Consider the following 20,621-nt stretch of genomic DNA (forward strand, 5'->3'; position numbering starts at 1 on the left):
ACCGTTCGTTCGTCGTCGGCGGAGCCCGGTAGTGGGCGGTCAGGGGTGGCGACGCAGCGGCATGCCGCGGGCGACGAGGTCCTCGCGCAGGTGGTCGGCACCGGTGAAGTGGACCGCGTCCAGACCTGTCTCGGCCGCGGCCTGGACGTTCGCCGGGCTGTCGTCGATGAAGATGCAGTCGTCGAGCCCGGCGCGGTGGCTGACCCGCTCCTCCAGCACCTCGAAGATCTCGGGGTCGGGCTTGGCCACGCCCTCCTCGCCCGAGACGATGATGTCCTCGAACAGGTCGAGGAAGTCGAACCGGTCGAGCGCCACCGGGAAGAGGTCGGCCGACCAGTTGGTCAGCGCGAACAGCGGCACGTCGGCCGCGTGCAGCTCGCGGAGGATCTCGACGCTGCCCGCGATCTCGCCGACGAGCGAGGCGCCGAAGTGCTCGCGGTAGGCGACGATCTCCTCGGCGAAGTGCGGATGCGACTCCAGGGCGACCCGCTCGGCCTCGTCGAGCCCGCGACCGGCGTCGTTGGCGCGGTTCCAGACGGCGAAGTCGAAGTCGGGATCGGTCACGAAGGCCCGCGCCCGCTCCGGACCGACCGCGACCGCGACGGCCGCCACCGGGTCCCAGGTGATCAGGACGTTGCCGAGGTCGAAGACGACGGCATCAGCGGGTCTGGGCCCGAGACGGTCAGCCATGGTCAGCTCACGGTCAGGGCGTCACGCATGGGCACGAGCTTCGCGTCGGACTCGGCGACCTCGGACTCCGGGTCGGACCCGGCGACGATGCCGCAGCCGGCGAAGAGTCGCATGCTCGACGGGTCCGAGGGCTCGAAGGCCCCGCAGCGCAACGCGATTCCCCACTCGCCGTCACCACTGGCGTCCATCCAGCCCACCGGTCCGGCATACCGCCCGCGGTCCATGCCCTCCAGCTCGCTGATGACCTCGTCGGCGACGGTCGACGGCGTGCCGCACACGGCTGCGCTCGGGTGGAGGGAGGCTGCGAGGATCAGCGACGTGGTGCGGTCGGCCAGCACGCCGGCGACGTCGGTGGCCAGGTGCATGACGTTGGACAGGTGCAGGACGAACGGCGCCTCGGGGACGTTCGTCGACGAGCAGTGCGGCCGCAGCGCGTCGGCCACCGAGCGCACGGCGTACTCGTGCTCCTCGAGGTCCTTGCTCGACCGGGCCAGCGAGGCGGCCAGCGCCAGGTCGTGCTCGTCGTCGCCGGTGCGGCGGATGGTGCCGGCGAGCACCCGTGAGGTGACCAGGCCCTTCTCGAGCCGCACCAGCATCTCGGGGGTCGCCCCCACGAGACCGTCCACGGCGAAGACCCACGTGGTGTCGTAGCGCTCGGCCAGCCGGGCCAGGAGCCACCGCGCGTCGATCGGCTCCTCGGCGCTGACCCGCAGGTCGCGGGCCAGGACCACCTTGTCGAGGCTGCCGCCGGTGATCCGCTCCACCGCGCGCCCAACCGCGCCGGCCCACTCGCCGGGTGCGAGCGCACCGTCGGCGAAGCGCACCCCCGAGGGCTCCCGCGGCTCGGACTGCTGTGGCACCACCGGGGTGGGCAGCTCGGCGCCGGTCCCGATGGTGGTCACCCACCACTGGCCGTCGCGGGCCCCCACGACGACCTCGGGCACGACGAGGGTCGCGCCGGCAGGTGAGCCCGCGGCATACGAGATGGAGCCGAAGGCGACCGGTCCCGTGCCGGGCAGGGAGACGTCGTTGCGCACGACGGCGCCCTCGACGACCTCGCGCCACCACGCCTCGGCCTGCTCGAACCGGTCGGGCCCGTGGGCGGTGAACTCCAGCGCGCGTCCCCAGCCGACCAGGCCCTCGCCGCGACGCACCCAGCTGAACAGCTCGGTGGGGTCGGCCCGGTCCGGGAGCAGGCCCAGCAGCGTGCCCGGGTCGTGCAGGGCCACGGTGCGGGCGACCACGGGCGAACCCGCGGGTCGGCTCGCCTGCTGGGGCGTGGGAAGGCTGGTCATGTCGGGGGAAAGCCTACGGCGCGGCCTGCGCGCAGCCGCGGGAGGTGGCCGCCGGCGTGGATGGGAGGATGACGCCATGACCCGCGCCAGCCTCGACAAGGACCCCCGTGACGTCGCCGCGATGTTCGACGACGTGGCCGGGAAGTACGACCTGACCAACGACGTCCTGTCCCTCGGGCAGGACCGGCTGTGGCGTCGCGCGGTCCTGAAGGCGGTCGACGCGCAGCGCGGCGAGACGGTGCTCGACATCGCCGCCGGCACGGGCACGAGCAGCGAGCCGTTCGCCGACCACGGGGTCAACGTGGTGCCCGCCGACTTCTCCCTCGGGATGCTGCGGGTGGGCAACCGTCGCCGTCCCGACCTCGGGTTCACGGCGGCCGACGCGATGCGGCTGCCGTTCGCGGACGACAGCTTCGACGCGGTGACGATGTCGTTCGGCCTGCGCAACGTCGCGAGCGTCGAGCAGGCGCTAGGCGAGTTCCTGCGCGTCACCCGCCCCGGCGGGCGGCTCGTGGTCTGCGAGTTCAGCCAGCCGGTCAACGGCGCCTTCCGCAAGGTCTACAGCGAGTACCTCATGCGCTCGCTGCCACCGATCGCCCGCAAGGTCAGCAGCAACCCCGAGTCCTACGTCTACCTCGCCGAGTCGATCCAGGCCTGGCCGGCGCAGCGCGAGCTGGGGGAGCGCATCGCCGCGGCCGGCTGGGGCGACGTCGGCTGGCGCAACCTGACCGGTGGCATCGTGGCGCTGCACCGGGCGACCAAGCCCACCCCCTGAGGTCGTGCCTGAGGCGGGTCCAGGGCCCCGCGTCAGGCACTCGACTCGGCAGTGGGGCAGCAGTAAGGCTCGCCTCACTGGTGACCGGAAGCCGGGTCGGGAATAGACTCCCCAGTCGGTAGTTCGTGAAGACGTTCACAAGCGTGTGAGGCAGGCGTGACAGACACCATCAGCGAGGCCACGGGAGCCACTCCCGCAGCCGGCGCACCCACGGAGACCGCCGACGTGATCGTCGTCGGTGCCGGTCCGGCGGGATCGGCCACGGCGGCCTACCTCGCCATGGCGGGGCTGGACGTCCTGGTCCTGGAGAAGACGGCGTTCCCGCGCGAGAAGGTCTGTGGCGACGGGCTGACGCCGCGCGCGGTCAAGGAGCTGATCACCCTGGGCATCCCCACGCCCGAGGAAGACGGCTGGATCAAGAACCACGGCCTGCGGATCATCGGCGGCGGCATGCGGCTGTCCCTCCCGTGGCCCGACCTCGCCAGCTTCCCGCCCTACGGCCTGGTCCGCACGCGGCAGGACTTCGACGACATCCTCGCCAAGCACGCGGTGAAGCACGGCGCGCGGCTGCGCGAGTCCACCAACGTGACCGGCCCGATCCTCGACTCCAAGGGCTCCATCGTCGGCGTCACCGCCAAGGCGGTGGACGAGAAGGGCCGTTCGACCGGCCCCGAGCTCCGGTATGCCGCGCCGCTGGTCGTCGCCGCGGACGGCAACTCCTCGAGGTTGTCCCTGTCGATGGGCCGGGAGAAGCGTGAGGACCGCCCGATGGGCGTGGCCGTGCGCACCTACTACACCAGCCCCCGCCACGACGACGACTACCTCGAGTCCTGGCTCGAGCTGTGGTCCACCGACGACAGCGGCAAGAAGGTGCTCCTGCCCGGCTACGGCTGGATCTTCGGCGTCGGCGACGGCACCTCGAACGTCGGCCTCGGCATCCTCAACACCTCCAGCGCCTTCGGCAAGACCGACTACAAGGACGTCATGCGTCGCTGGGTCGCGACGATGCCCGAGGACTGGACGTACAACGACGAGACCATGGTCGGCCCGATCCGCGGCGCGGCACTGCCGATGGGCTTCAACCGGCAGCCGCACTACGACAACGGCCTGCTCCTGGTCGGCGACGCGGGGGGCATGGTCAACCCGTTCAACGGCGAGGGCATCGCCTACGCGATGGAGTCCGGGCGCCTCGCCGCGGAGGTGATCGCCCAGGCGTTCGCCCGTGGCACCGACGCGCAGCGCGAGCGGGTCCTGCAGTCCTACCCCAAGGTCATGGCCGACGCGCTCGGTGGCTACTACACGCTGGGTCGCTACTTCGCGAAGATGATCGGCAACCCCGAGGTCATGCGGCTGGCGACGAAGTACGGCCTGCCGCGCACCACCTTGATGAAGTTCCTCCTCAAGGTGATGGCCAACCTCGCCGAGCCCCACGGAGGCGACCCGTCCGACCGCCTCATCACCGCCCTGTCGAAGATGGCCCCGGACGCATGACCCGGCGTGCATTCTCTGGCGTCGCCCATAGGATTGGGCCGCACCGCAAGCATGTGACCGGCGACACACCTGACAACCGCAGCGACGACAGAAAGGGAGTGGCACCGCGATGAGCAACCCCTACGTCCCGTTGCTTTTCCTGTTGGCCATCGGTGGCGGGTTCGCCGTCTTCTCCGTCGGCGCAGCGGCGGTCTCCGGCCCCAAGCGCTACAACCGCGCCAAGCTCGACGCCTACGAGTGCGGCATCGAGCCGACCCCCCAGGCCGCGGGCGGTGGCCGCGTGCCGATCAAGTACTACCTGACCGCCATGCTCTTCATCATCTTCGACATCGAGTCGGTGTTCCTCTATCCCTTCGCGGTGGCCTTCAACCAGCTCGGCCTCTTCGCGCTCGTGGAGATGGTGCTGTTCATCCTGACCGTGTTCGTGGCCTACGCCTACGTGTGGCGCCGCGGCGGCCTCGAGTGGGACTGACGAGGGACTAGGAACCAAATGGGAATCGAAGAGAAGCTGCCCGCGGGCTTCCTGCTGACCACGGTCGAGCAGGTCGCCGGCTACATGCGCAAGAGCTCGGTCTGGCCGGCCACGTTCGGCCTCGCCTGCTGCGCCATCGAGATGATGGCCGTCGGCACGCCCGACTACGACATCGCCCGGTTCGGGATGGAGCGGTTCTCCGCGACCCCGCGCCAGGCCGACCTGATGATCGTGGCCGGCCGCGTCAGCCAGAAGATGGCGCCGGTCGTCCGCCAGGTCTATGACCAGATGCCTGAGCCCAAGTGGGTCATCTCGATGGGTGTCTGCGCCAGCTCCGGTGGCATGTTCAACAACTACGCCATCGTCCAGGGGGTCGACCACATCATCCCGGTCGACGTCTACCTGCCCGGCTGTCCGCCTCGCCCCGAGATGCTGCTCAACGCGATCATCACGCTGCACGAGCAGATCCAGAACTCCAAGCTCGGCGTCAACCGGGTCGCCGCCGCACGCGCCGCCGAGGCCGCAGCGCTGGCCGCGACCCCGACCCACCAGATGACCGGTCTGCTCGCCCAGGGTGCCGGCAGCAGCCACACCCACGCGCACGGTCACCTGCACGGCACCGATGTGGCCCACGGTGGTGTGGAATGAGCGAAGCGACCAAGGACGGAGCCGACGAGACCAAGGACGCCCCCGCCGAGGACCCCAAGAAGGCCACGGCCAACAGCAACATCGACGGCACCAAGGCCGACGCCGCCGCCGCCGACAAGGGTGCCGGACCTGAGCAGCCGGCCCCGGTGGCTGCCGCGTCGACCATCGGCGTGCAGCCGGGTGAGGTCGTCGACCGCGACACCGACGAGCGCCTCCCGGCCGCCCCCGGCACCGCCCCCGACCCGGTCGTGGTGGGTGAGCGGCGCGGCATGTTCGGCGCGGCCGACACCGGTGACACCTCGGGCTACGGCGGCATGGTCAGTCCCATCCTGTTCCCCGGCGCGGCGGTCCGCCCGTACGGCGGCTACTTCGACGAGATCGCCGACCAGCTCGAGCGCGGCCTCCTGGGTGGCTCCGCCTCCTACGCCGAGGCCGTCGAGCGGGTCGTGGTCGACCGCGGCGAGATGACGTTGTTCGTGCGACGCGAGCACCTCCCGGCCGTCGCCCGCGCCCTGCGCGACGACCCCGCGCTGCGCTTCGAGATGTGCACCGGTGTCTCCGGCGTGCACTACCCGCACGAGGCCGACCGCGAGCTGCACGCCGTCTACCACTTCCTGTCGATCACCCACGGCGGTCGCCGGGTCCGCGTCGAGGTCACCGCACCCGATGCCGACCCGCACATCCCGTCGATCGTCGAGATCTACCCGGCGAACGACTGGCACGAGCGCGAGACGTGGGACATGTTCGGCATCGAGTTCGACGGCCACCCGTCGCTCACCCGCATCCTCATGCCCGACGACTGGCCGGGCCACCCGCAGCGGAAGGACTACCCCCTCGGCGGCATCCCCGTCGAGTACAAGGGCGCCACCATCCCGCCGCCGGACCAGCGGAGGTCTTACAGCTGATGACGACCAACTCGACCCACACGGACATCTACGCCACCTCGGGCGCCGACACGGCGGCCGCGGAGGGCGCCCACGTCTTCAACGCCACCGGCGGCGACTGGGACCAGCTCGTCGACGAGGCGGCCGCCCTCCACGAGGAGCGGATCGTCGTCAACATGGGACCGCAGCACCCGTCGACGCACGGCGTGCTCCGCCTCATCCTCGAGCTCGACGGCGAGACCGTGACCGAGACCCGCGCGGGCATCGGCTACCTCCACACCGGCATCGAGAAGAACATGGAGTTCCGCACCTGGACGCAGGGCGTGACGTTCTGCACCCGGATGGACTACCTCACGCCGTTCTTCAACGAGGCCGTCTTCTGCCTCTCGGTCGAGAAGCTCCTCGGCATCACCGACCAGATCCCCGAGCGCGCGAGCACGATCCGCGTGCTGATGATGGAGCTCAACCGCATCACCTCCCACCTCGTCGCCCTCGCGACCGGTGGCATGGAGATGGGCGCCACCACCGTCATGACGGTCGGCTTCCGCGAGCGCGAGCGCATCCTGTCGATCTTCGAGATGGTCACCGGCCTGCGCATGAACAACGCGTTCATCCGCCCCGGTGGTGTCGCGCAAGACCTGCCGCCCGGTGCCATCGACAAGGTCCGCGACACGATCCCGTTGGTGCGCAAGGGACTTGGCGAGCTCGAGCTCCTCCTCAACGAGAACCCCATCCTCAAGGGCCGCACCGTCGACGTCGGCTACCTCGACCTGTCGGGCTGCATGGCGCTGGGCATCACCGGCCCCGTGCTCCGCTCGACCGGCCTGCCGCACGACCTGCGCAAGCTCGACCCCTACTGCGGCTACGAGACCTACGACTTCGAGGTCATCACCCGCACCGAGTCCGACGCCTATGCCCGCCTGCGGATCCGCATCGACGAGATGTACGAGTCGCTCAAGATCGCGGAGCAGTGCATCGACCGGCTGCAGGCCAACCCCGGCCCGGTCATGGTCGAGGACAAGAAGATCGCCTGGCCTGCTCAGCTCGCCATCGGCGGCGACGGCATGGGCAACAGCCTCGACCACATCCGCGAGATCATGGGCACCTCGATGGAGTCCCTGATCCACCACTTCAAGCTGGTCACCGAGGGCTTCCGGGTGCCTCCGGGTCAGGCGTATTCCGCGGTGGAGAGCCCCAAGGGCGAGCTCGGCTGCCACGCGGTGTCCGACGGCGGCACGCGCCCCTACCGCGCGCACTTCCGTGACCCGTCGTTCAACAACCTGCAGGCCACGGCCGTGATGTGCGAAGGCAGCCAGATCGCCGACGTCATCGTCGCCGTCGCCTCGATCGACCCCGTCATGGGAGGCGTGGACCGCTGATGGCCGAGCACTACGGGATCCAGACGGCGGCGGGACACCTGACCGTCGCCCCAGAGTCCAAGGAGCCGTATGCCGCGGACGTCCTGGCCGCGTTGCACGAGGACGCTGCCCAGGTCGTCGCGAAGTACCCGCAGAAGCGCTCCGCGCTGCTGCCGCTGCTGCACCTCGTGCAGTCGGTCGACGGCTACGTCACGGGTCGCGGCATCGACTTCTGCGCCGACGTGCTCGACCTGACGACGGCAGAGGTCTCGGGCGTCGCGACGTTCTACACGCAGTACAAGCGCCACCCCAACGGCGAGTACACGGTCGGCATCTGCACCAACACCCTGTGCGCGATCATGGGCGGTGACCAGATCTGGGACGAGGTCTCCGAGCACCTCGGCATCGGTCACGACGAGACGACGCCCGACGGCAAGGTGACCCTCGAGCGAGTCGAGTGCAACGCCGCCTGCGACTTCGCCCCCGTGGTGATGGCCAACTGGGAGTTCTTCGACAACCAGACGCCCGAGTCGACCAAGCAGCTCGTCGACGACCTGCGGGCCGGCAAGGACGTCCGTCCCAGCCGCGGTCCCGCCAAGGTGTGCACCTTCAAGCAGGTCTCGCGCGTGCTGGCCGGTTTCCACGACGGCCTCGCGGACGAGGGTGTCGGCGCCGGACCGGCCTCGCTGGAGGGCCTGCGGCTCGCCCACGAGCGCGGCTGGACCGCCCCTGACGGCACGGCCGGCGAGACGGCGAACGACGACCAGCAGCCCACGGCGACGTCCGACGAGACGGCGGCAGGGCGGCATACCTCCACCGACAGCGCGGCCAACGCGCCTGACGAGAAGGTCGACGACAAGCCGGCCACGCTCTTCGACGGCGACAGCAAGGCAGACGGGAAGGCTGACTCATGAGCACCACGCTGACCCCGATCCTCACGAAGTTCTGGGACGACCCCCAGTCGTGGACGCTCGAGACCTACGAGCGCAACGAGGGCTACCAGGCGCTGAAGAAGGCGCTGGCGATGAAGCCGGCCGACCTGGTGCAGATGACCAAGGACTCCGGTCTGCGCGGTCGTGGTGGCGCCGGCTTCCCGACCGGCATGAAGTGGGGCTTCCTGCCCCCTCCGGACGGCGGCCCCCGCTACCTCGTCGTCAACGCCGACGAGTCCGAGCCGGGCACCTGCAAGGACATCCCGCTGATGATGGCGGCGCCGCAGTTCCTCATCGAGGGCTGTGTCATCACGTCCTTCGCGATCGGCTGCAACCACGCCTTCATCTACCTGCGTGGTGAGGTCGTGCACGTCTACCGCCGCCTGCTGCGCGCGGTCGAGGAGGCGTATGCCGCGGGCCACCTCGGCAAGGACATCCACGGCTCGGGCTTCGACCTCGACATCACCGTGCACGCGGGCGCCGGCGCCTACATCTGTGGCGAGGAGACCGCGCTGCTCGACAGCCTCGAGGGCCGTCGCGGACAACCGCGCCTCAAGCCGCCGTTCCCCGCGGTGGCCGGGCTCTACGCCCGCCCCACCGTCGTGAACAACGTCGAGTCGATCGCCTCGGTCCCGCCGATCCTGCTGCACGGCGCCGACTGGTTCTCCGGCATGGGCACCGAGAAGTCGCAGGGCTTCGGCATCTTCAGCCTCTCGGGTCACGTCAAGCGTCCCGGCCAGTACGAAGCACCGCTCGGCATCACCCTGCGCGAGCTGCTCGACATGGCCGGCGGCATGCGCGACCCCAACAAGAAGCTCAAGTTCTGGACCCCGGGTGGCTCGTCCACACCGCTGTTCACCGACCAGCACCTCGACACCCCGCTCGACTTCGAGTCGGTGGCTGCCGCCGGCTCGATGCTCGGCACCCGGGCGCTGCAGATCTTCGACGAGACCACCTGCGTGGTCCGTGCGGTCGACCGCTGGACCGACTTCTACAAGCACGAGTCCTGCGGCAAGTGCACGCCGTGCCGCGAGGGCACCTGGTGGCTCAAGCAGATCCTCGGCCGGCTCGAGCACGGGCAGGGGTCCGAGGAGGACCTCGAGAAGCTGCTCGACATCTGTGACAACATCCTCGGCCGCAGCTTCTGCGCGCTCGGTGACGGTGCGACCAGCCCGATCACCAGCAGCATCCAGTACTTCCGGCAGGAGTTCCTGGACCACCTGACCCACGGCGGCTGCCCATTCGACGCCCGGGAGTCGACGCTCTTCCACAAGGACCGCGTGACCGCATGACTGTGACCCAGGCAAAGAATGACGCAGGCCAGAAGGGCGCCGCGCCCGCGACCGACCTGGTGAACGTCACCATCGACGGCGTGGCCGTGGCCGTCCCCAAGAACACGCTGGTGATCCGTGCCGCCGAAGAGGTCGGCGTGCAGATCCCGCGGTTCTGCGACCACCCGCTGCTCGAGCCGGTCGGCGCGTGCCGGCAGTGCCTCGTCGACATCGCCACGCCCGGCCCGGACGGGCAGCTGCGGCCGATGCCCAAGCCGCAGGCCTCGTGCACCATCACGGTGTCCGAGGGCATGGAGGTCAAGACGCAGGAGACCTCGAAGGTCGCCGACAAGGCCCAGCAGGGTGTGATGGAGCTGCTGCTCATCAACCACCCGCTCGACTGCCCGGTCTGCGACAAGGGTGGCGAGTGCCCCCTCCAGAACCAGGCGATGAGCAACGGCCGCGCCCGGTCCCGGTTCGAGGACGTCAAGCGCACCTACCCCAAGCCGATCAACATCTCCTCGCAGGTGCTGCTCGACCGGGAGCGCTGCGTCCTGTGCGCCCGCTGCACCCGCTTCTCCGACCAGATCGCCGGTGACCCGTTCATCGCGCTGGTCGAGCGCGGCGCGCTCCAGCAGGTCGGCATCTACGAGCAGCAGCCGTTCGAGTCCTACTTCTCGGGCAACACCGTGCAGATCTGCCCCGTGGGCGCGCTCACCGGCGCGGCCTACCGGTTCCGCAGCCGCCCGTTCGACCTGATGTCGACCAAGAGCGTGTGTGAGCACTGCGCCTCGGGCTGCTCCCTCCGCACCGACCACCGTCGCGGTGCCGTGCTGCGCCGGATGGCCGTCAACGACCCGCTGGTCAACGAGGAGTGGAACTGCGACAAGGGCCGCTGGGCCTTCCAGTACGCCTCCACCGGTGACCGCTTCGAGTACCCGATGGTGCGCGACGAGCTCGGCGAGCTCCAGGTCGCGTCGTGGCCCGAGGCCCTCGAGGTCGCGGCTCGCGGCCTCGCGGCGGCCAAGGGTGTCGGCGTCCTGACCGGTGGCCGGGTGTCCGTCGAGGACGCCTACGCCTACGGCAAGTTCGCCCGTGCGGTCCTCGCGACCAACGACATCGACTTCCGTGCCCGCCCCCACTCCGCCGAGGAGGCCGACTTCCTGGCCGCCTCCGTCGTCGCGACGGGCCCGGACGGGGGAGCGGTCACGTACGCCGACCTCGAGCAGGCAGCGACCGTCGTCCTCGTGGGCTTCGAGCCCGAGGAGGAGAGCCCGATCGTCTTCCTGCGGCTGCGCAAGTCGGCGCGTCGCGGCAAGACCGCCGTGTATGCCGTGGCGCCCTTCGAGACGCGCGGCCTCACCAAGCTCAACGGCACGCTCATCCCGTCCGCCCCCGGCACCGAGGCCGAGGTGCTGCGCGCCCTCGCCGACGGTGTCACCGGTGACGGTGCCGCGGCCAAGGCCGCGCAGGCCCTCGAGACCCCGGGGGCGATCGTGCTCGTCGGCGAGCGACTGGCCAGCGTGCCGGGCGCCCTGTCGGCAGCCGCGGCCCTCGCGTCCTCGGCCGGGGCCCGGGTCGCCTGGGTGCCCCGTCGTGCCGGAGAGCGTGGTGCCCTCGAGGCCGGCGCCCTGTCCACGATGCTGCCCGGTGGCCGTCCGGTCGCCGACGCGGCCGCTCGCCAGCAGGTCGCCGAGGCCTGGGACGTCGTCGGGCTGCCCGACGTGCCCGGCCGCGACGGTGCCGGCATCCTCAGGGCGGCCACGACCGGCTCGGTCAACGCCTTGGTCGTCGGTGGCGTGGACGCCGCCGACCTCGCCGACCCGCGTGCCGAGGAGGCCCTGGCCAAGACCTTCGTCGTGTCGCTGGACTTCCGGCCCTCGTCGGTGACGGCTGTCGCCGACGTCGTGCTGCCGGTCGCCCCGCAGGCCGAGAAGGGTGGCACGTTCGTCGACTGGGAGGGCCGTCCGCGGTCCTTCGAGCCGGCCCTCGACACCGCCGCCCTGTCGGACTACCGCGTCCTGGACATGCTGGCCAACGAGATGGGCTCCTTCCTCGGCACCCGCACGCTCGCCGAGATCCGCCGCGAGATGACCGCCCTCGGGCCCTGGACCGGCGAGCGCCGCGACGCTCCCACCGTGCCGGTGGCCGAGGTCCCGAGTGCCGGTGACGGCCAGCTCGTGCTGGCCACCTGGCACCACCTCCTCGACCGGGGCTCGCTGCAGGACGGCGAGCCGTTCCTGGCCGGCACCGCGGCCAAGGCCCGCGCCCGGGTGTCCGCCGCCACCGCCGAGCTCTTCGGCCTCGTCGACGGCGACACCGTGACGGTCTCCAACCGCCGCGGCTCCGTGTCCGCGCGCGTCGCGGTCACCGAGGGCATGGTCGACCACGTCGTCTGGCTCCCGACGAACTCCGACGGCTCCACCGTCCGCGCCTCGCTGGGGGCGGTCTCCGGTGACGTCGTGACCGTCACGAAGGGAGGCGCCCAGTGAGCACCCTGACGTATGCCGCGCAGGCCCTCACCGGCATACCGCACCTCGCACCCGGCCTCGGCGCGCAGGCGCCGTTCGCCGACAACCCGAGCACGGACTTCAGCGACACCCCGTGGTGGCTGCACCTGGTCAAGGCGCTGCTGGTCTTCGTCTTCCTGCTGGTCAACACGCTCGTCGTGATCTGGTTCGAGCGTCGGGTCATCGGCCGGATGCAGCAGCGTCCCGGCCCCAACCGCACCGGCCCGTTCGGGCTCCTGCAGACCCTGGCCGACGGCGTGAAGCTGGCCCTCAAGGAGGACCTCACGCCCAAGAACGCCGACAAGGTGGTCTTCGCGCTGGCCCCGGCCATCGCCGGTGCCATGGCGTTCGTGTCGTTCGCGATCATCCCCATGGGACCGACCGTCTCGATGTTCGGCCACCGCACCCCGTTGCAGCTGACCGACATCCCCGTCGCCGTCCTGCTCGTGCTCGCAGTCGCCGGCGTCGGTGTCTACGGCATCGTCCTGGCCGGCTGGTCGTCCGGCTCGACCTACCCGCTGCTCGGTGGCCTGCGCTCGACCGCCCAGGTGATCTCCTACGAGATCGCCATGGGTCTGTCGCTGGTCGCGGTCTTCCTCTACTCCGGGTCGATGTCGACCTCGCAGATCGTCGGCGCCCAGAAGGACCTCTGGTACATCCTGCCGCTGGTCCCGAGCTTCCTCGTCTACGTCGTGACGATGGTCGGCGAGACCAACCGCCTGCCCTTCGACCTCGCCGAGGGCGAGGGCGAGCTGACCGGTGGCTTCCACACCGAGTACTCGTCGCTGAAGTTCGCGATGTTCTTCCTCGGTGAGTACGTCAACATGTTCACCGTCTCGGCGCTGGCCACCACGATGTTCCTCGGCGGCTGGATGGCCCCTCCCGGCATCGCGGCGATCAACGACGGCATGTTCAACCACGGCTGGTGGGGCCTGCTCTGGTTCGTCATCAAGCTCTGGCTGTTCATGTTCTTCTTCGTCTGGCTGCGTGGCTCGCTGCCGCGGGTCCGCTACGACCAGTTCATGCGCTTCGGCTGGAAGTTCCTCATTCCCGCCACCCTGACGTGGGTCGTCATCGCCGCGTTCATGAAGGCGAGCCAGCTCGGCTTCATCGACGGACCGAAGCTCACCGTCCGCGGCCGCGAGTACCCGATCCTCAGCATCGTCTTCATCATCGTGCTCGCCGCAGGGGTGTTGGTCTGGACCTGGATGCGCGACACCCGCAAGAACGAGAAGGCCGCGATCCGCAACGCGCCGCCGCCGGAGGAGATCGACCCATTCGCCGGCGGCTACCCGGTGCCACCACTGCCCGGCCAGCGGCTCAAGGAGCCGTCCCTGGCGATCAGCGGCCCCGACACCGCAACGGAGAAGGAGGCCACTCGTGGCTGACGACCAGAAGCAGCCCGGTTTCTTCGCCGACCTGTTCGCCCCGGTCGGAGGGTTCGGCGTCACCTTCGCCACCATGTTCCGCAAGCTGGAGACCGAGGAGTACCCCGAGGAGAAGCGGCCGACCCAGCCGCGCTACCACGGCCGGCACCAGCTCAACCGGCACGCCGACGGCCTCGAGAAGTGCGTCGGCTGCGAGCTGTGCGCGTGGGCCTGCCCGGCCGACGCGATCCTCGTCGAGGGTGCGTCGAACGACGACTCCGACGGTGGCACCGGCCGGTTCTCACCCGGCGAGCGCTACGGCCGCGTCTACCAGATCAACTACCTGCGCTGCATCTTCTGCGGCCTGTGCATCGAGGCCTGCCCGACGCGCGCCCTGACGATGACCAACTTCTACGAGCTGGCCGACAACAACCGGGCCGACCTGATCTTCACCAAGGAGCAGCTGCTCGCCCCGCTCCAGGACGGGATGCTGCCCGCGCCGCACCCCATGGTCGAGGGCCTCGAGGAGCGCGACTACTACCAGGGCAAGGTCGCCCGTGCGACGCCCGAGCAGGAGGCCTGGGTGAAGGAGCACGACGCCCAGCCCGAGGACGGTCTCGCGCCCAGCGGCGACCCCGTCGAAGGAGTGGACACCGTGACCACGCGACAGGCCACCCGCGACACGACCGAGGCGGTGCGCCGATGACCGGCTTGGGTGAGCAGATCATGTTCTGGATCCTCGCGCCGATCAGCGTGCTCGGTGCGCTCGGCCTGATCTTCGCCAAGAAGGCGGTGCACGCCGCCCTGGGCATGGCCCTGGTGATGATCAACCTCGGGATCTTCTACATCGCGCAGGAGGCCGACTTCCTCGGCATCATCCAGATCTTCGTCTACACCGGCGCGGTCATGATGCTGTTCCTCTTCGTCCTGATGCTGGTCGGCGTCGACTCGTCCGACTCCCTGGTCGAGACGCTCAAGGGCCAGAAGTGGGCGGGCGCGCTGCTCACGCTCGGCCTTGCCACCCTGCTGTTCACCGCGATCGGCCGGGCGCAGTTCGGCCCGATGAAGGGTCTGGCCAGCGTCAACGAGAGCACCGGCAACGTGTCCGGCGTGGCCGACCTCATCTTCGGCAAGTACGTCTGGACCTTCGAGATCACCTCGGCCCTGCTCATCACCGCCGCGCTCGGCGCGATGGTGCTGGCCCACCGCGAGCGGATCGGCACCAAGCCGAGCCAGCGCGCCTGGTCCGAGCGCCGCATCCTCGAGAACCGCAACGTCGCCGGCCTGCCGGCGCCCGGTGTCTACGCCCGCAGCAACGCGGTCGACACCCCGGCCCTGCTCCCCGACGGCACGCCGAGCGAGCTGTCCGTCTCGCGCGTGCTCACCGCCCGTGAGCAGAACGTCGCGCCGGCCCGCCACATCGAGTCGGAGCACGGCATCGAGCACGAGATCGAGGAGGGGTCGCAGCGATGAACCTCGTCAACTACATCTACCTCGCGACCCTGCTGTTCGCGATCGGTGGCGCGGCCGTCCTGATGCGCCGCAACGCCATCATCGTGTTCATGGGTGTCGAGCTGATGCTCAACGCGACCAACCTGATGTTCGTGACGTTCTCCCGGATGCGCGGCAACCTCGACGGCCAGGTGATCGCCCTGTTCGTCATGGTGGTCGCCGCTGCCGAGGTCGTCGTGGGACTGGCCATCATCATGGCCATCTTCCGTGCCCGCCGGTCGGCCTCGGTCGACGACGCCAACCTGCTGAAGCTGTAGAAGGAGCCACCAGGTGACCTCCCTCGCCCACCTCGCCACCGCCACCACAGCGTCTGACAGCGCTGCCGCGGCCACCGGCGTCACGGCATACGCCTGGCTGCTGGTAGCCCTGCCGCTGCTCGGTGCCGCCGTGCTGCTGTTCGGCGGACGCGCCACCGACAAGTGGGGGCCGCTGTTCGCCACCGCCATGTCGTGGGCGGCCTTCGTCGTCGGCTTCGTCGTCTGGATGGCCATGCTCGGCCGCGATGGCGAGGACCGCGCCGCGCACCTCCACCTGTTCAACTGGGTGCCGGCCGGCTCGTTCAACCTCGACGCCGGCATGCTCGTCGACCAGCTGTCGGTGACGTTCGTGCTGCTGGTGACCTTCGTGGGGTCGCTCATCCACGTCTACTCGATCGGGTACATGGAGCACGACCCGGACAAGCGCCGGTTCTTCGCCTACCTCAACCTGTTCGTGGCCGCGATGCTGCTGCTGGTGCTGGCCGACTCCTACCTGCTGCTCTACGTCGGCTGGGAGGGCGTGGGTCTCGCCTCCTACCTGCTCATCGGGTTCTGGAACCACAACCCGGCCTACGCCACCGCCGCCAACAAGGCGTTCGTCGTCAACCGGGTCGGTGACTTCGGCCTGTCGGTCGGCATCATGATCATGTTCGCGGCGTTCGGCACCGTCACCTTCGCCGGGGTGCAGCAGGCCGCCGAGGGCGGCGCGGGCGAGGGCGTCCTCACCGCGATCGGCCTGATGCTCCTGCTCGGCGCGTGCGGCAAGTCGGCGCAGTTCCCGCTGCAGAGCTGGCTCGGCGACGCCATGGCCGGCCCGACCCCGGTGTCCGCGCTCATCCACGCGGCGACCATGGTCACGGCCGGCGTCTACCTCGTGGTGCGGAGCAGCTTCGTCTTCGACCACGCGCCCAACGCGCAGCTGTGCGTCGTCATCGTCGGCGCGATCACCCTGGTCTTCGGGGCGATCGTCGGTTGCGCCAAGGACGACATCAAGAAGGCGCTGGCCGCCTCGACGATGTCGCAGATCGGCTACATGATGCTCGCGGCGGGCCTCGGCCCGGTCGGCTACGCCTTCGCGATCTTCCACCTGCTGACCCACGGCTTCTTCAAGGCCGGGATGTTCCTCGGCGCCGGCTCGGTCATGCACGGCATGAACGACCAGGTCGACATGCGTCGCTTCGGTGGGCTGTCGGGCGCCATGAAGGTCACCTGGATCACCTTCGGCCTCGGCTGGCTCGCCATCCTCGGTGTACCGCCGTTCTCCGGCTTCTGGTCCAAGGACAAGATCATCGAGGCCGCGTTCATCGGCGAGGGCTGGCGCCCGTGGGTGTTCGGTGGCGCCGCGCTGATCGGCGCTGGCATCACCGCGTTCTACATGTCGCGCCTGTTCTTCATGACCTTCCACGGCAAGAAGCGCTGGACCGAGGACGTGCACCCGCACGAGTCACCCCGCACCATGACCATCCCGATGATGGTGCTCGCGGTCGGCTCCGGTCTGCTCGGCCTCGTCCTGTCCATCGGCGGCACCTTCACGCACTGGCTCGAGCCGGTCGTCGGTGGCCACGAGGAGGGCGAGCACCCGGTCCTGCCGGTGTGGCTGCTCATGACGCTGACGCTGCTGCTGGTCGCCGGCGGTGTCCTGCTCGCGTGGATGCGCTACTGGCGCGACGAGGTGCCCCAGGTGCAGCCCACGGGTTCCCTGGCCACCCGCGCCGCACGCCGTGACCTCTACCAGGACGACGTCAACGAGGGAGTCTTCATGCGGCCAGGTCTCCACCTGACCCGAGCACTGGTGTTCGCCGACACCCGGGGTGTCGACGGTGGGGTCGGCGGACTCGCCGCCCTCGTCGGTGGCACGTCGAGTCGACTGCGTCGCCTCCAGAACGGCTTCGCCCGCTCCTACGCCCTGACGATGCTCGCCGGCGTCGTCGCGATCCTCGGTGCCATGTGGGTGATCCAGTGATGACGAACTTCCCCTGGCTGACCGTGATCGGGGTGATCCCGCTCATCGGCGCTGCCGTCGTGGCCGGGCTGCCCGCCGGCCTGACCGACCGCGCCAAGCACGTCGCCCTCGGCTTCTCGCTGGTGACGCTCGTCTTCGGCATCGCCGCCGCGCTGCAGTTCGAGAACACCTCGGACCAGCAGTTCCAGCTCACCGAGCAGCACGAGTGGATCCCGCAGTTCGGGGTGTCCTACGCCCTGGGCGTCGACGGCATCGCGCTGGTCATGATCCTCATGGCGCTGGTGCTCACGCCGGTCTGCATCCTCGCGGCGTGGCGTGACGTCCCCGAGGGTGGCAAGCGCGAGAAGTACTACTTCGCGCTGATGCTCGTGCTCGCCACCTTCATGGTCGGCGTGTTCGCGGCGACGGACGTGTTCCTGTTCTACGTCTTCTTCGAGGCGATGCTCATCCCGGTCTACTTCCTGATCGGCTCCTTCGGTGGGCCGCGTCGGCAGTATGCCGCGGTGAAGTTCCTGCTCTTCTCGCTCGCGGGTGGGCTGGTCATGCTGGTCGGCGTGATCGCGCTCTACCGCTACGGCCCCGGCGGGGCCGACGGGTTCCTCGTCACCAAGCTGACCGGGCTCGACCTCGGCGTGACGCCCGAGCGGCTCATGTTCGTCGCCTTCTTCTTCGCGTTCGCGGTGAAGGCGCCGATGTGGCCGGTGCACACCTGGCTGCCCGACGCCGCCACCGAGGCCCGCCCGGCCACCGCCGTGCTGCTCGTCGGTGTCCTCGACAAGGTCGGCACCTACGGGATGATCCGGTTCTGCCTGCAGCTCTTCCCGGAGGCCTCGAAGTGGGCCACCCCGGTGGTGCTGGTGCTGGCGGTCATCTCGATCCTCTACGGCGCGCTGCTCGCCATCGGCCAGACCGACATCATGCGGCTGATCGCCTACACGTCGGTGAGCCACTTCGGCTTCATCGTGCTGGGCATCTTCGCCCTCACGACGACCGGCGGCGCGGGCTCGACCCTCTACATGCTCAACCACGGGTTCTCGACCGCGGCGCTGTTCCTCATCGGCGCGATGCTGGTCGCCCGTCGGGGCAGCAAACGGATCCCCGACTTCGGTGGCTGGCAGCGGGTGACGCCAGGGCTCGCCGGGGTGTTCCTCGTGGCGGGCCTGTCGGGTCTGGCGCTGCCCGGACTCAGCTCGTTCATCTCCGAGATCATGGTGCTGGTCGGCACGTTCCAGCGTTACCCGGCCGCGGCGGTCATCGCCACTGCCGGCATCGTCCTGGCCGCCCTCTACATCCTGCTGATGTACAAGCGGATGATGACCGGGCCCACGCCGGAGCTGACGACGCCGGTGCGCGACATCACCCGGCGCGAGAAGCTCGTCGTGGCCCCGCTCATCGCGGCCTTCCTCGTGCTCGGGTTCTACCCCAAGCCGGCCCTCGACATGCTCAACCCGGCGGTGTCCACGACCCTGCAGTACGTCGGCGTCACCGACCCGGCCCCCACCTCCGCTGCTGACGGGAGCACGAAGTAATGCCCGCCATGACGGTTCTGTCCGCCCCGGCGCTGGTCACGGCCTTCAAGCCGGCCGACGTCGACTACGGTGCGATCGCCCCGATGCTGATCGTGATCACCGGCGCGCTCGTCGGGGTGCTGGTCGAGGCCTTCGCGCCGCGTCGCCACCGCCACGTCATCCAGGTCTCGCTGGCCCTGGTGTCGCTCGTCGCCGCGTTCGTGGTCCTCGTGACGGTCTCCGCCGACGAGGCGCACCGCGGTGGCACGCTGGCCCAGGCGGTCATCATCGACGGCCCCGCCCTCTTCCTGCAGGGATCGATCCTGCTGATGGCGGCGCTCGGCGTGCTGACCATGGCCGAGAAGTTCGGCGGCCAGGGTGCGGACGCCTTCACCCCGATGGGTGCGGCCGTCCCCGGTTCGCCCCACGAGGCCGCCGCGCTGCGGGCCGGGCTGGCGACCAGCGAGGTCTTCCCGCTGACGCTCTTCTCGGTCGTCGGCATGTTGCTGTTCCCGGCCGCGGGTGACCTGCTGACCATGTTCGTCGCGCTCGAGGTGCTGTCGCTGCCGCTCTACCTGCTCTGTGGGCTCGCGCGTCGTCGCCGCCTGCTCTCGCAGGAGGCCTCGCTCAAGTACTTCCTGCTCGGTGCGTTCAGCTCGGCGTTCTTCCTCTTCGGTGCAGCCCTGCTCTACGGCTACGCGGGCTCGCTGTACATCGCCGACATCGCCACGGCGGTGAAGGCGGCCAACGGAGCCCTCGAGGGCCTGCTCCTGCCCGGCGTCGTGCTGGTGCTGGTCGGCCTGCTGTTCAAGGTCGGCGCCGTGCCGTTCCACTCCTGGACCCCTGACGTCTACCAGGGTGCGCCCACCCCGGTGACCGGCTTCATGGCCGCGTGCACCAAGGTCGCCGCCTTCGGCGCGATCCTGCGCGTCGTCTACGTCGGCGTCGAGGCCAACCGCTGGGACTGGCGTGGTGGCGTCATCGCCGTGGCCGCCCTGACCATGGTCGTCGGTGCGGTGCTGTCGGTGACCCAGACCGACGTGAAGCGGCTGCTCGCCTACTCCTCCATCGCCCACGCGGGGTTCATCCTCGTCGCGGTGCTGTCCTTCGACCGCACCGGTGTCTCGGGCACGATGTTCTACCTCGTCGCCTACGGCTTCATGACGATCGCGGGCTTCGCCGTCGTGTCGCTCGTGCGCCAGGGTGGGTCCGAGGCCTCGCACCTGTCCCAGTGGGCCGGGCTCGGCCGCAACCACCCCGTGGTTGCGGGCGTCTTCGCTTTCCTGCTGCTGGCCTTTGCGGGCATCCCGCTGACCTCCGGCTTCGCCGCGAAGTATGCCGCGTTCTCGCCGGCCATCTCCTTCGGCGGCCGGTCCGGGGTGGCCCTGGTCATCATCGGCGTGCTCTGCAGCGTCATCACCGCGTTCGTCTACGTCCGGCTGATCGTGCTCATGTACTTCACCGAGCCGCCGGCCGGTGAGGTCGTCGTGGCCGAGACGGCGTCGCCGTTCACCACGATCGCGATCACCATCGGCACCCTCGTGACGCTCGTCCTCGGTGTCCTCCCGGCCCAGGTCCTCGACCTGGCCGAGCGGTCGTCGCAGTTCCTGGTGCGATGACCCCCTGGTGCGATGACACAGGCTGGTGCGATGACACAGGCTGGTGCGATGACACAGGCTGGTGAAATG

18 protein-coding genes are annotated in these 20,621 nt (G+C 69.7%); 16 read left to right on the plus strand and 2 right to left on the minus strand.

What is annotated here, in order from left to right; translation table 11 throughout:
* Positions 1-39: 39 nt before the first annotated feature.
* Both AC1DWJ_RS06920 and AC1DWJ_RS06925 read right to left on the minus strand, forming a co-directional pair.
* A complete protein-coding gene (locus AC1DWJ_RS06920) occupies positions 40-690 on the minus strand; it encodes an HAD family hydrolase (RefSeq protein ID WP_477620337.1) in 651 nt (216 codons plus the stop codon).
* 2 nt (positions 691-692) lie between these two features.
* Complete coding sequence (locus tag AC1DWJ_RS06925; protein WP_457254034.1) at positions 693-1,985, minus strand: isochorismate synthase; 1,293 nt, start codon at positions 1,983-1,985, stop codon at positions 693-695.
* Between the two features lie 76 nt (positions 1,986-2,061).
* Here AC1DWJ_RS06925 and AC1DWJ_RS06930 point away from each other — a divergent pair, with 76 nt between their 5' ends.
* The 16 genes from AC1DWJ_RS06930 to nuoN all read left to right on the plus strand — a co-directional run bounded on the left by AC1DWJ_RS06930 (position 2,062) and on the right by nuoN (position 20,552).
* Positions 2,062-2,760, plus strand: a complete 699-nt coding sequence (locus tag AC1DWJ_RS06930; protein ID WP_477620338.1) for a demethylmenaquinone methyltransferase — start codon at positions 2,062-2,064, stop codon at positions 2,758-2,760.
* A gap of 156 nt (positions 2,761-2,916) precedes the next feature.
* A complete protein-coding gene (locus AC1DWJ_RS06935) occupies positions 2,917-4,251 on the plus strand; it encodes a geranylgeranyl reductase family protein (RefSeq protein WP_457254031.1) in 1,335 nt (444 codons plus the stop codon).
* Between the two features lie 109 nt (positions 4,252-4,360).
* A complete protein-coding gene (locus AC1DWJ_RS06940; protein WP_056924312.1) occupies positions 4,361-4,723 on the plus strand; it encodes an NADH-quinone oxidoreductase subunit A in 363 nt (120 codons plus the stop codon).
* An 18-nt stretch (positions 4,724-4,741) separates the two neighbouring features.
* A complete protein-coding gene (locus tag AC1DWJ_RS06945) occupies positions 4,742-5,371 on the plus strand; it encodes a NuoB/complex I 20 kDa subunit family protein (protein ID WP_477620339.1) in 630 nt (209 codons plus the stop codon).
* On the plus strand, positions 5,368-6,276 hold the full coding sequence (locus tag AC1DWJ_RS06950; RefSeq protein WP_477620340.1) for an NADH-quinone oxidoreductase subunit C: 909 nt from the start codon (positions 5,368-5,370) through the stop codon (positions 6,274-6,276). Before AC1DWJ_RS06945 ends, AC1DWJ_RS06950 begins: the two co-directional genes overlap by 4 nt.
* A complete protein-coding gene (locus AC1DWJ_RS06955) occupies positions 6,276-7,634 on the plus strand; it encodes an NADH-quinone oxidoreductase subunit D (RefSeq protein ID WP_457254027.1) in 1,359 nt (452 codons plus the stop codon). The genes AC1DWJ_RS06950 and AC1DWJ_RS06955 overlap by 1 nt, the downstream gene beginning before the upstream one ends.
* Positions 7,634-8,527 (plus strand): NADH-quinone oxidoreductase subunit NuoE, encoded by an 894-nt coding sequence (gene nuoE, locus AC1DWJ_RS06960; RefSeq protein WP_457254026.1) that lies wholly within the window; start codon positions 7,634-7,636, stop codon positions 8,525-8,527. Before AC1DWJ_RS06955 ends, nuoE begins: the two co-directional genes overlap by 1 nt.
* Entirely contained in the window at positions 8,524-9,837 is a 1,314-nt protein-coding gene (gene nuoF, locus AC1DWJ_RS06965; RefSeq protein WP_457254025.1) for an NADH-quinone oxidoreductase subunit NuoF, read from the plus strand. The genes nuoE and nuoF overlap by 4 nt, the downstream gene beginning before the upstream one ends.
* The gene (locus AC1DWJ_RS06970; RefSeq protein WP_477620341.1) at positions 9,834-12,308 is read left to right on the plus strand and encodes an NADH-quinone oxidoreductase subunit G; all 2,475 of its coding nucleotides are present in this window, start codon (positions 9,834-9,836) and stop codon (positions 12,306-12,308) included. Before nuoF ends, AC1DWJ_RS06970 begins: the two co-directional genes overlap by 4 nt.
* Before the next feature lie 35 nt (positions 12,309-12,343).
* Positions 12,344-13,714: an NADH-quinone oxidoreductase subunit NuoH gene (gene nuoH, locus AC1DWJ_RS06975; protein ID WP_477620372.1), complete on the plus strand. Its 1,371-nt coding sequence runs from the start codon at positions 12,344-12,346 to the stop codon at positions 13,712-13,714.
* Positions 13,707-14,399 (plus strand): NADH-quinone oxidoreductase subunit NuoI, encoded by a 693-nt coding sequence (gene nuoI, locus AC1DWJ_RS06980; RefSeq protein ID WP_457254022.1) that lies wholly within the window; start codon positions 13,707-13,709, stop codon positions 14,397-14,399. The genes nuoH and nuoI overlap by 8 nt, the downstream gene beginning before the upstream one ends.
* Positions 14,396-15,166, plus strand: a complete 771-nt coding sequence (locus AC1DWJ_RS06985; protein WP_477620342.1) for an NADH-quinone oxidoreductase subunit J — start codon at positions 14,396-14,398, stop codon at positions 15,164-15,166. Before nuoI ends, AC1DWJ_RS06985 begins: the two co-directional genes overlap by 4 nt.
* Positions 15,163-15,462 (plus strand): NADH-quinone oxidoreductase subunit NuoK, encoded by a 300-nt coding sequence (gene nuoK, locus AC1DWJ_RS06990; protein WP_344129611.1) that lies wholly within the window; start codon positions 15,163-15,165, stop codon positions 15,460-15,462. Before AC1DWJ_RS06985 ends, nuoK begins: the two co-directional genes overlap by 4 nt.
* A gap of 13 nt (positions 15,463-15,475) precedes the next feature.
* Positions 15,476-17,425, plus strand: a complete 1,950-nt coding sequence (nuoL, locus tag AC1DWJ_RS06995; RefSeq protein WP_477620343.1) for an NADH-quinone oxidoreductase subunit L — start codon at positions 15,476-15,478, stop codon at positions 17,423-17,425.
* On the plus strand, positions 17,425-18,954 hold the full coding sequence (locus AC1DWJ_RS07000; protein ID WP_457254018.1) for an NADH-quinone oxidoreductase subunit M: 1,530 nt from the start codon (positions 17,425-17,427) through the stop codon (positions 18,952-18,954). The genes nuoL and AC1DWJ_RS07000 overlap by 1 nt, the downstream gene beginning before the upstream one ends.
* Complete coding sequence (nuoN, locus tag AC1DWJ_RS07005; protein WP_457254017.1) at positions 18,954-20,552, plus strand: NADH-quinone oxidoreductase subunit NuoN; 1,599 nt, start codon at positions 18,954-18,956, stop codon at positions 20,550-20,552. Before AC1DWJ_RS07000 ends, nuoN begins: the two co-directional genes overlap by 1 nt.
* The last annotated feature ends 69 nt before the right edge of the window (positions 20,553-20,621 follow it).

The organism is Pedococcus sp. P2_D7, assembly GCF_056404295.1.

Excerpts from the sequence above, each read along its gene's own strand:
- AC1DWJ_RS06920 (WP_477620337.1), bottom strand. The coding sequence starts at position 690 with ATGGCTGACCGTCTCGGGCCCAGACCCGCTGATGCCGTCGTCTTCGAC.
- AC1DWJ_RS06925 (WP_457254034.1), bottom strand. The coding sequence starts at position 1,985 with ATGACCAGCCTTCCCACGCCCCAGCAGGCGAGCCGACCCGCGGGTTCG.
- AC1DWJ_RS06930 (WP_477620338.1), top strand. The coding sequence starts at position 2,062 with ATGACCCGCGCCAGCCTCGACAAGGACCCCCGTGACGTCGCCGCGATG.
- AC1DWJ_RS06940 (WP_056924312.1), top strand. The coding sequence starts at position 4,361 with ATGAGCAACCCCTACGTCCCGTTGCTTTTCCTGTTGGCCATCGGTGGC.
- AC1DWJ_RS06945 (WP_477620339.1), top strand. The coding sequence starts at position 4,742 with ATGGGAATCGAAGAGAAGCTGCCCGCGGGCTTCCTGCTGACCACGGTC.
- AC1DWJ_RS06950 (WP_477620340.1), top strand. The coding sequence starts at position 5,368 with ATGAGCGAAGCGACCAAGGACGGAGCCGACGAGACCAAGGACGCCCCC.
- AC1DWJ_RS06955 (WP_457254027.1), top strand. The coding sequence starts at position 6,276 with ATGACGACCAACTCGACCCACACGGACATCTACGCCACCTCGGGCGCC.
- nuoE (WP_457254026.1), top strand. The coding sequence starts at position 7,634 with ATGGCCGAGCACTACGGGATCCAGACGGCGGCGGGACACCTGACCGTC.
- nuoF (WP_457254025.1), top strand. The coding sequence starts at position 8,524 with ATGAGCACCACGCTGACCCCGATCCTCACGAAGTTCTGGGACGACCCC.
- AC1DWJ_RS06970 (WP_477620341.1), top strand. The coding sequence starts at position 9,834 with ATGACTGTGACCCAGGCAAAGAATGACGCAGGCCAGAAGGGCGCCGCG.
- AC1DWJ_RS06985 (WP_477620342.1), top strand. The coding sequence starts at position 14,396 with ATGACCGGCTTGGGTGAGCAGATCATGTTCTGGATCCTCGCGCCGATC.
- nuoK (WP_344129611.1), top strand. The coding sequence starts at position 15,163 with ATGAACCTCGTCAACTACATCTACCTCGCGACCCTGCTGTTCGCGATC.
- AC1DWJ_RS07000 (WP_457254018.1), top strand. The coding sequence starts at position 17,425 with ATGACGAACTTCCCCTGGCTGACCGTGATCGGGGTGATCCCGCTCATC.
- nuoN (WP_457254017.1), top strand. The coding sequence starts at position 18,954 with ATGCCCGCCATGACGGTTCTGTCCGCCCCGGCGCTGGTCACGGCCTTC.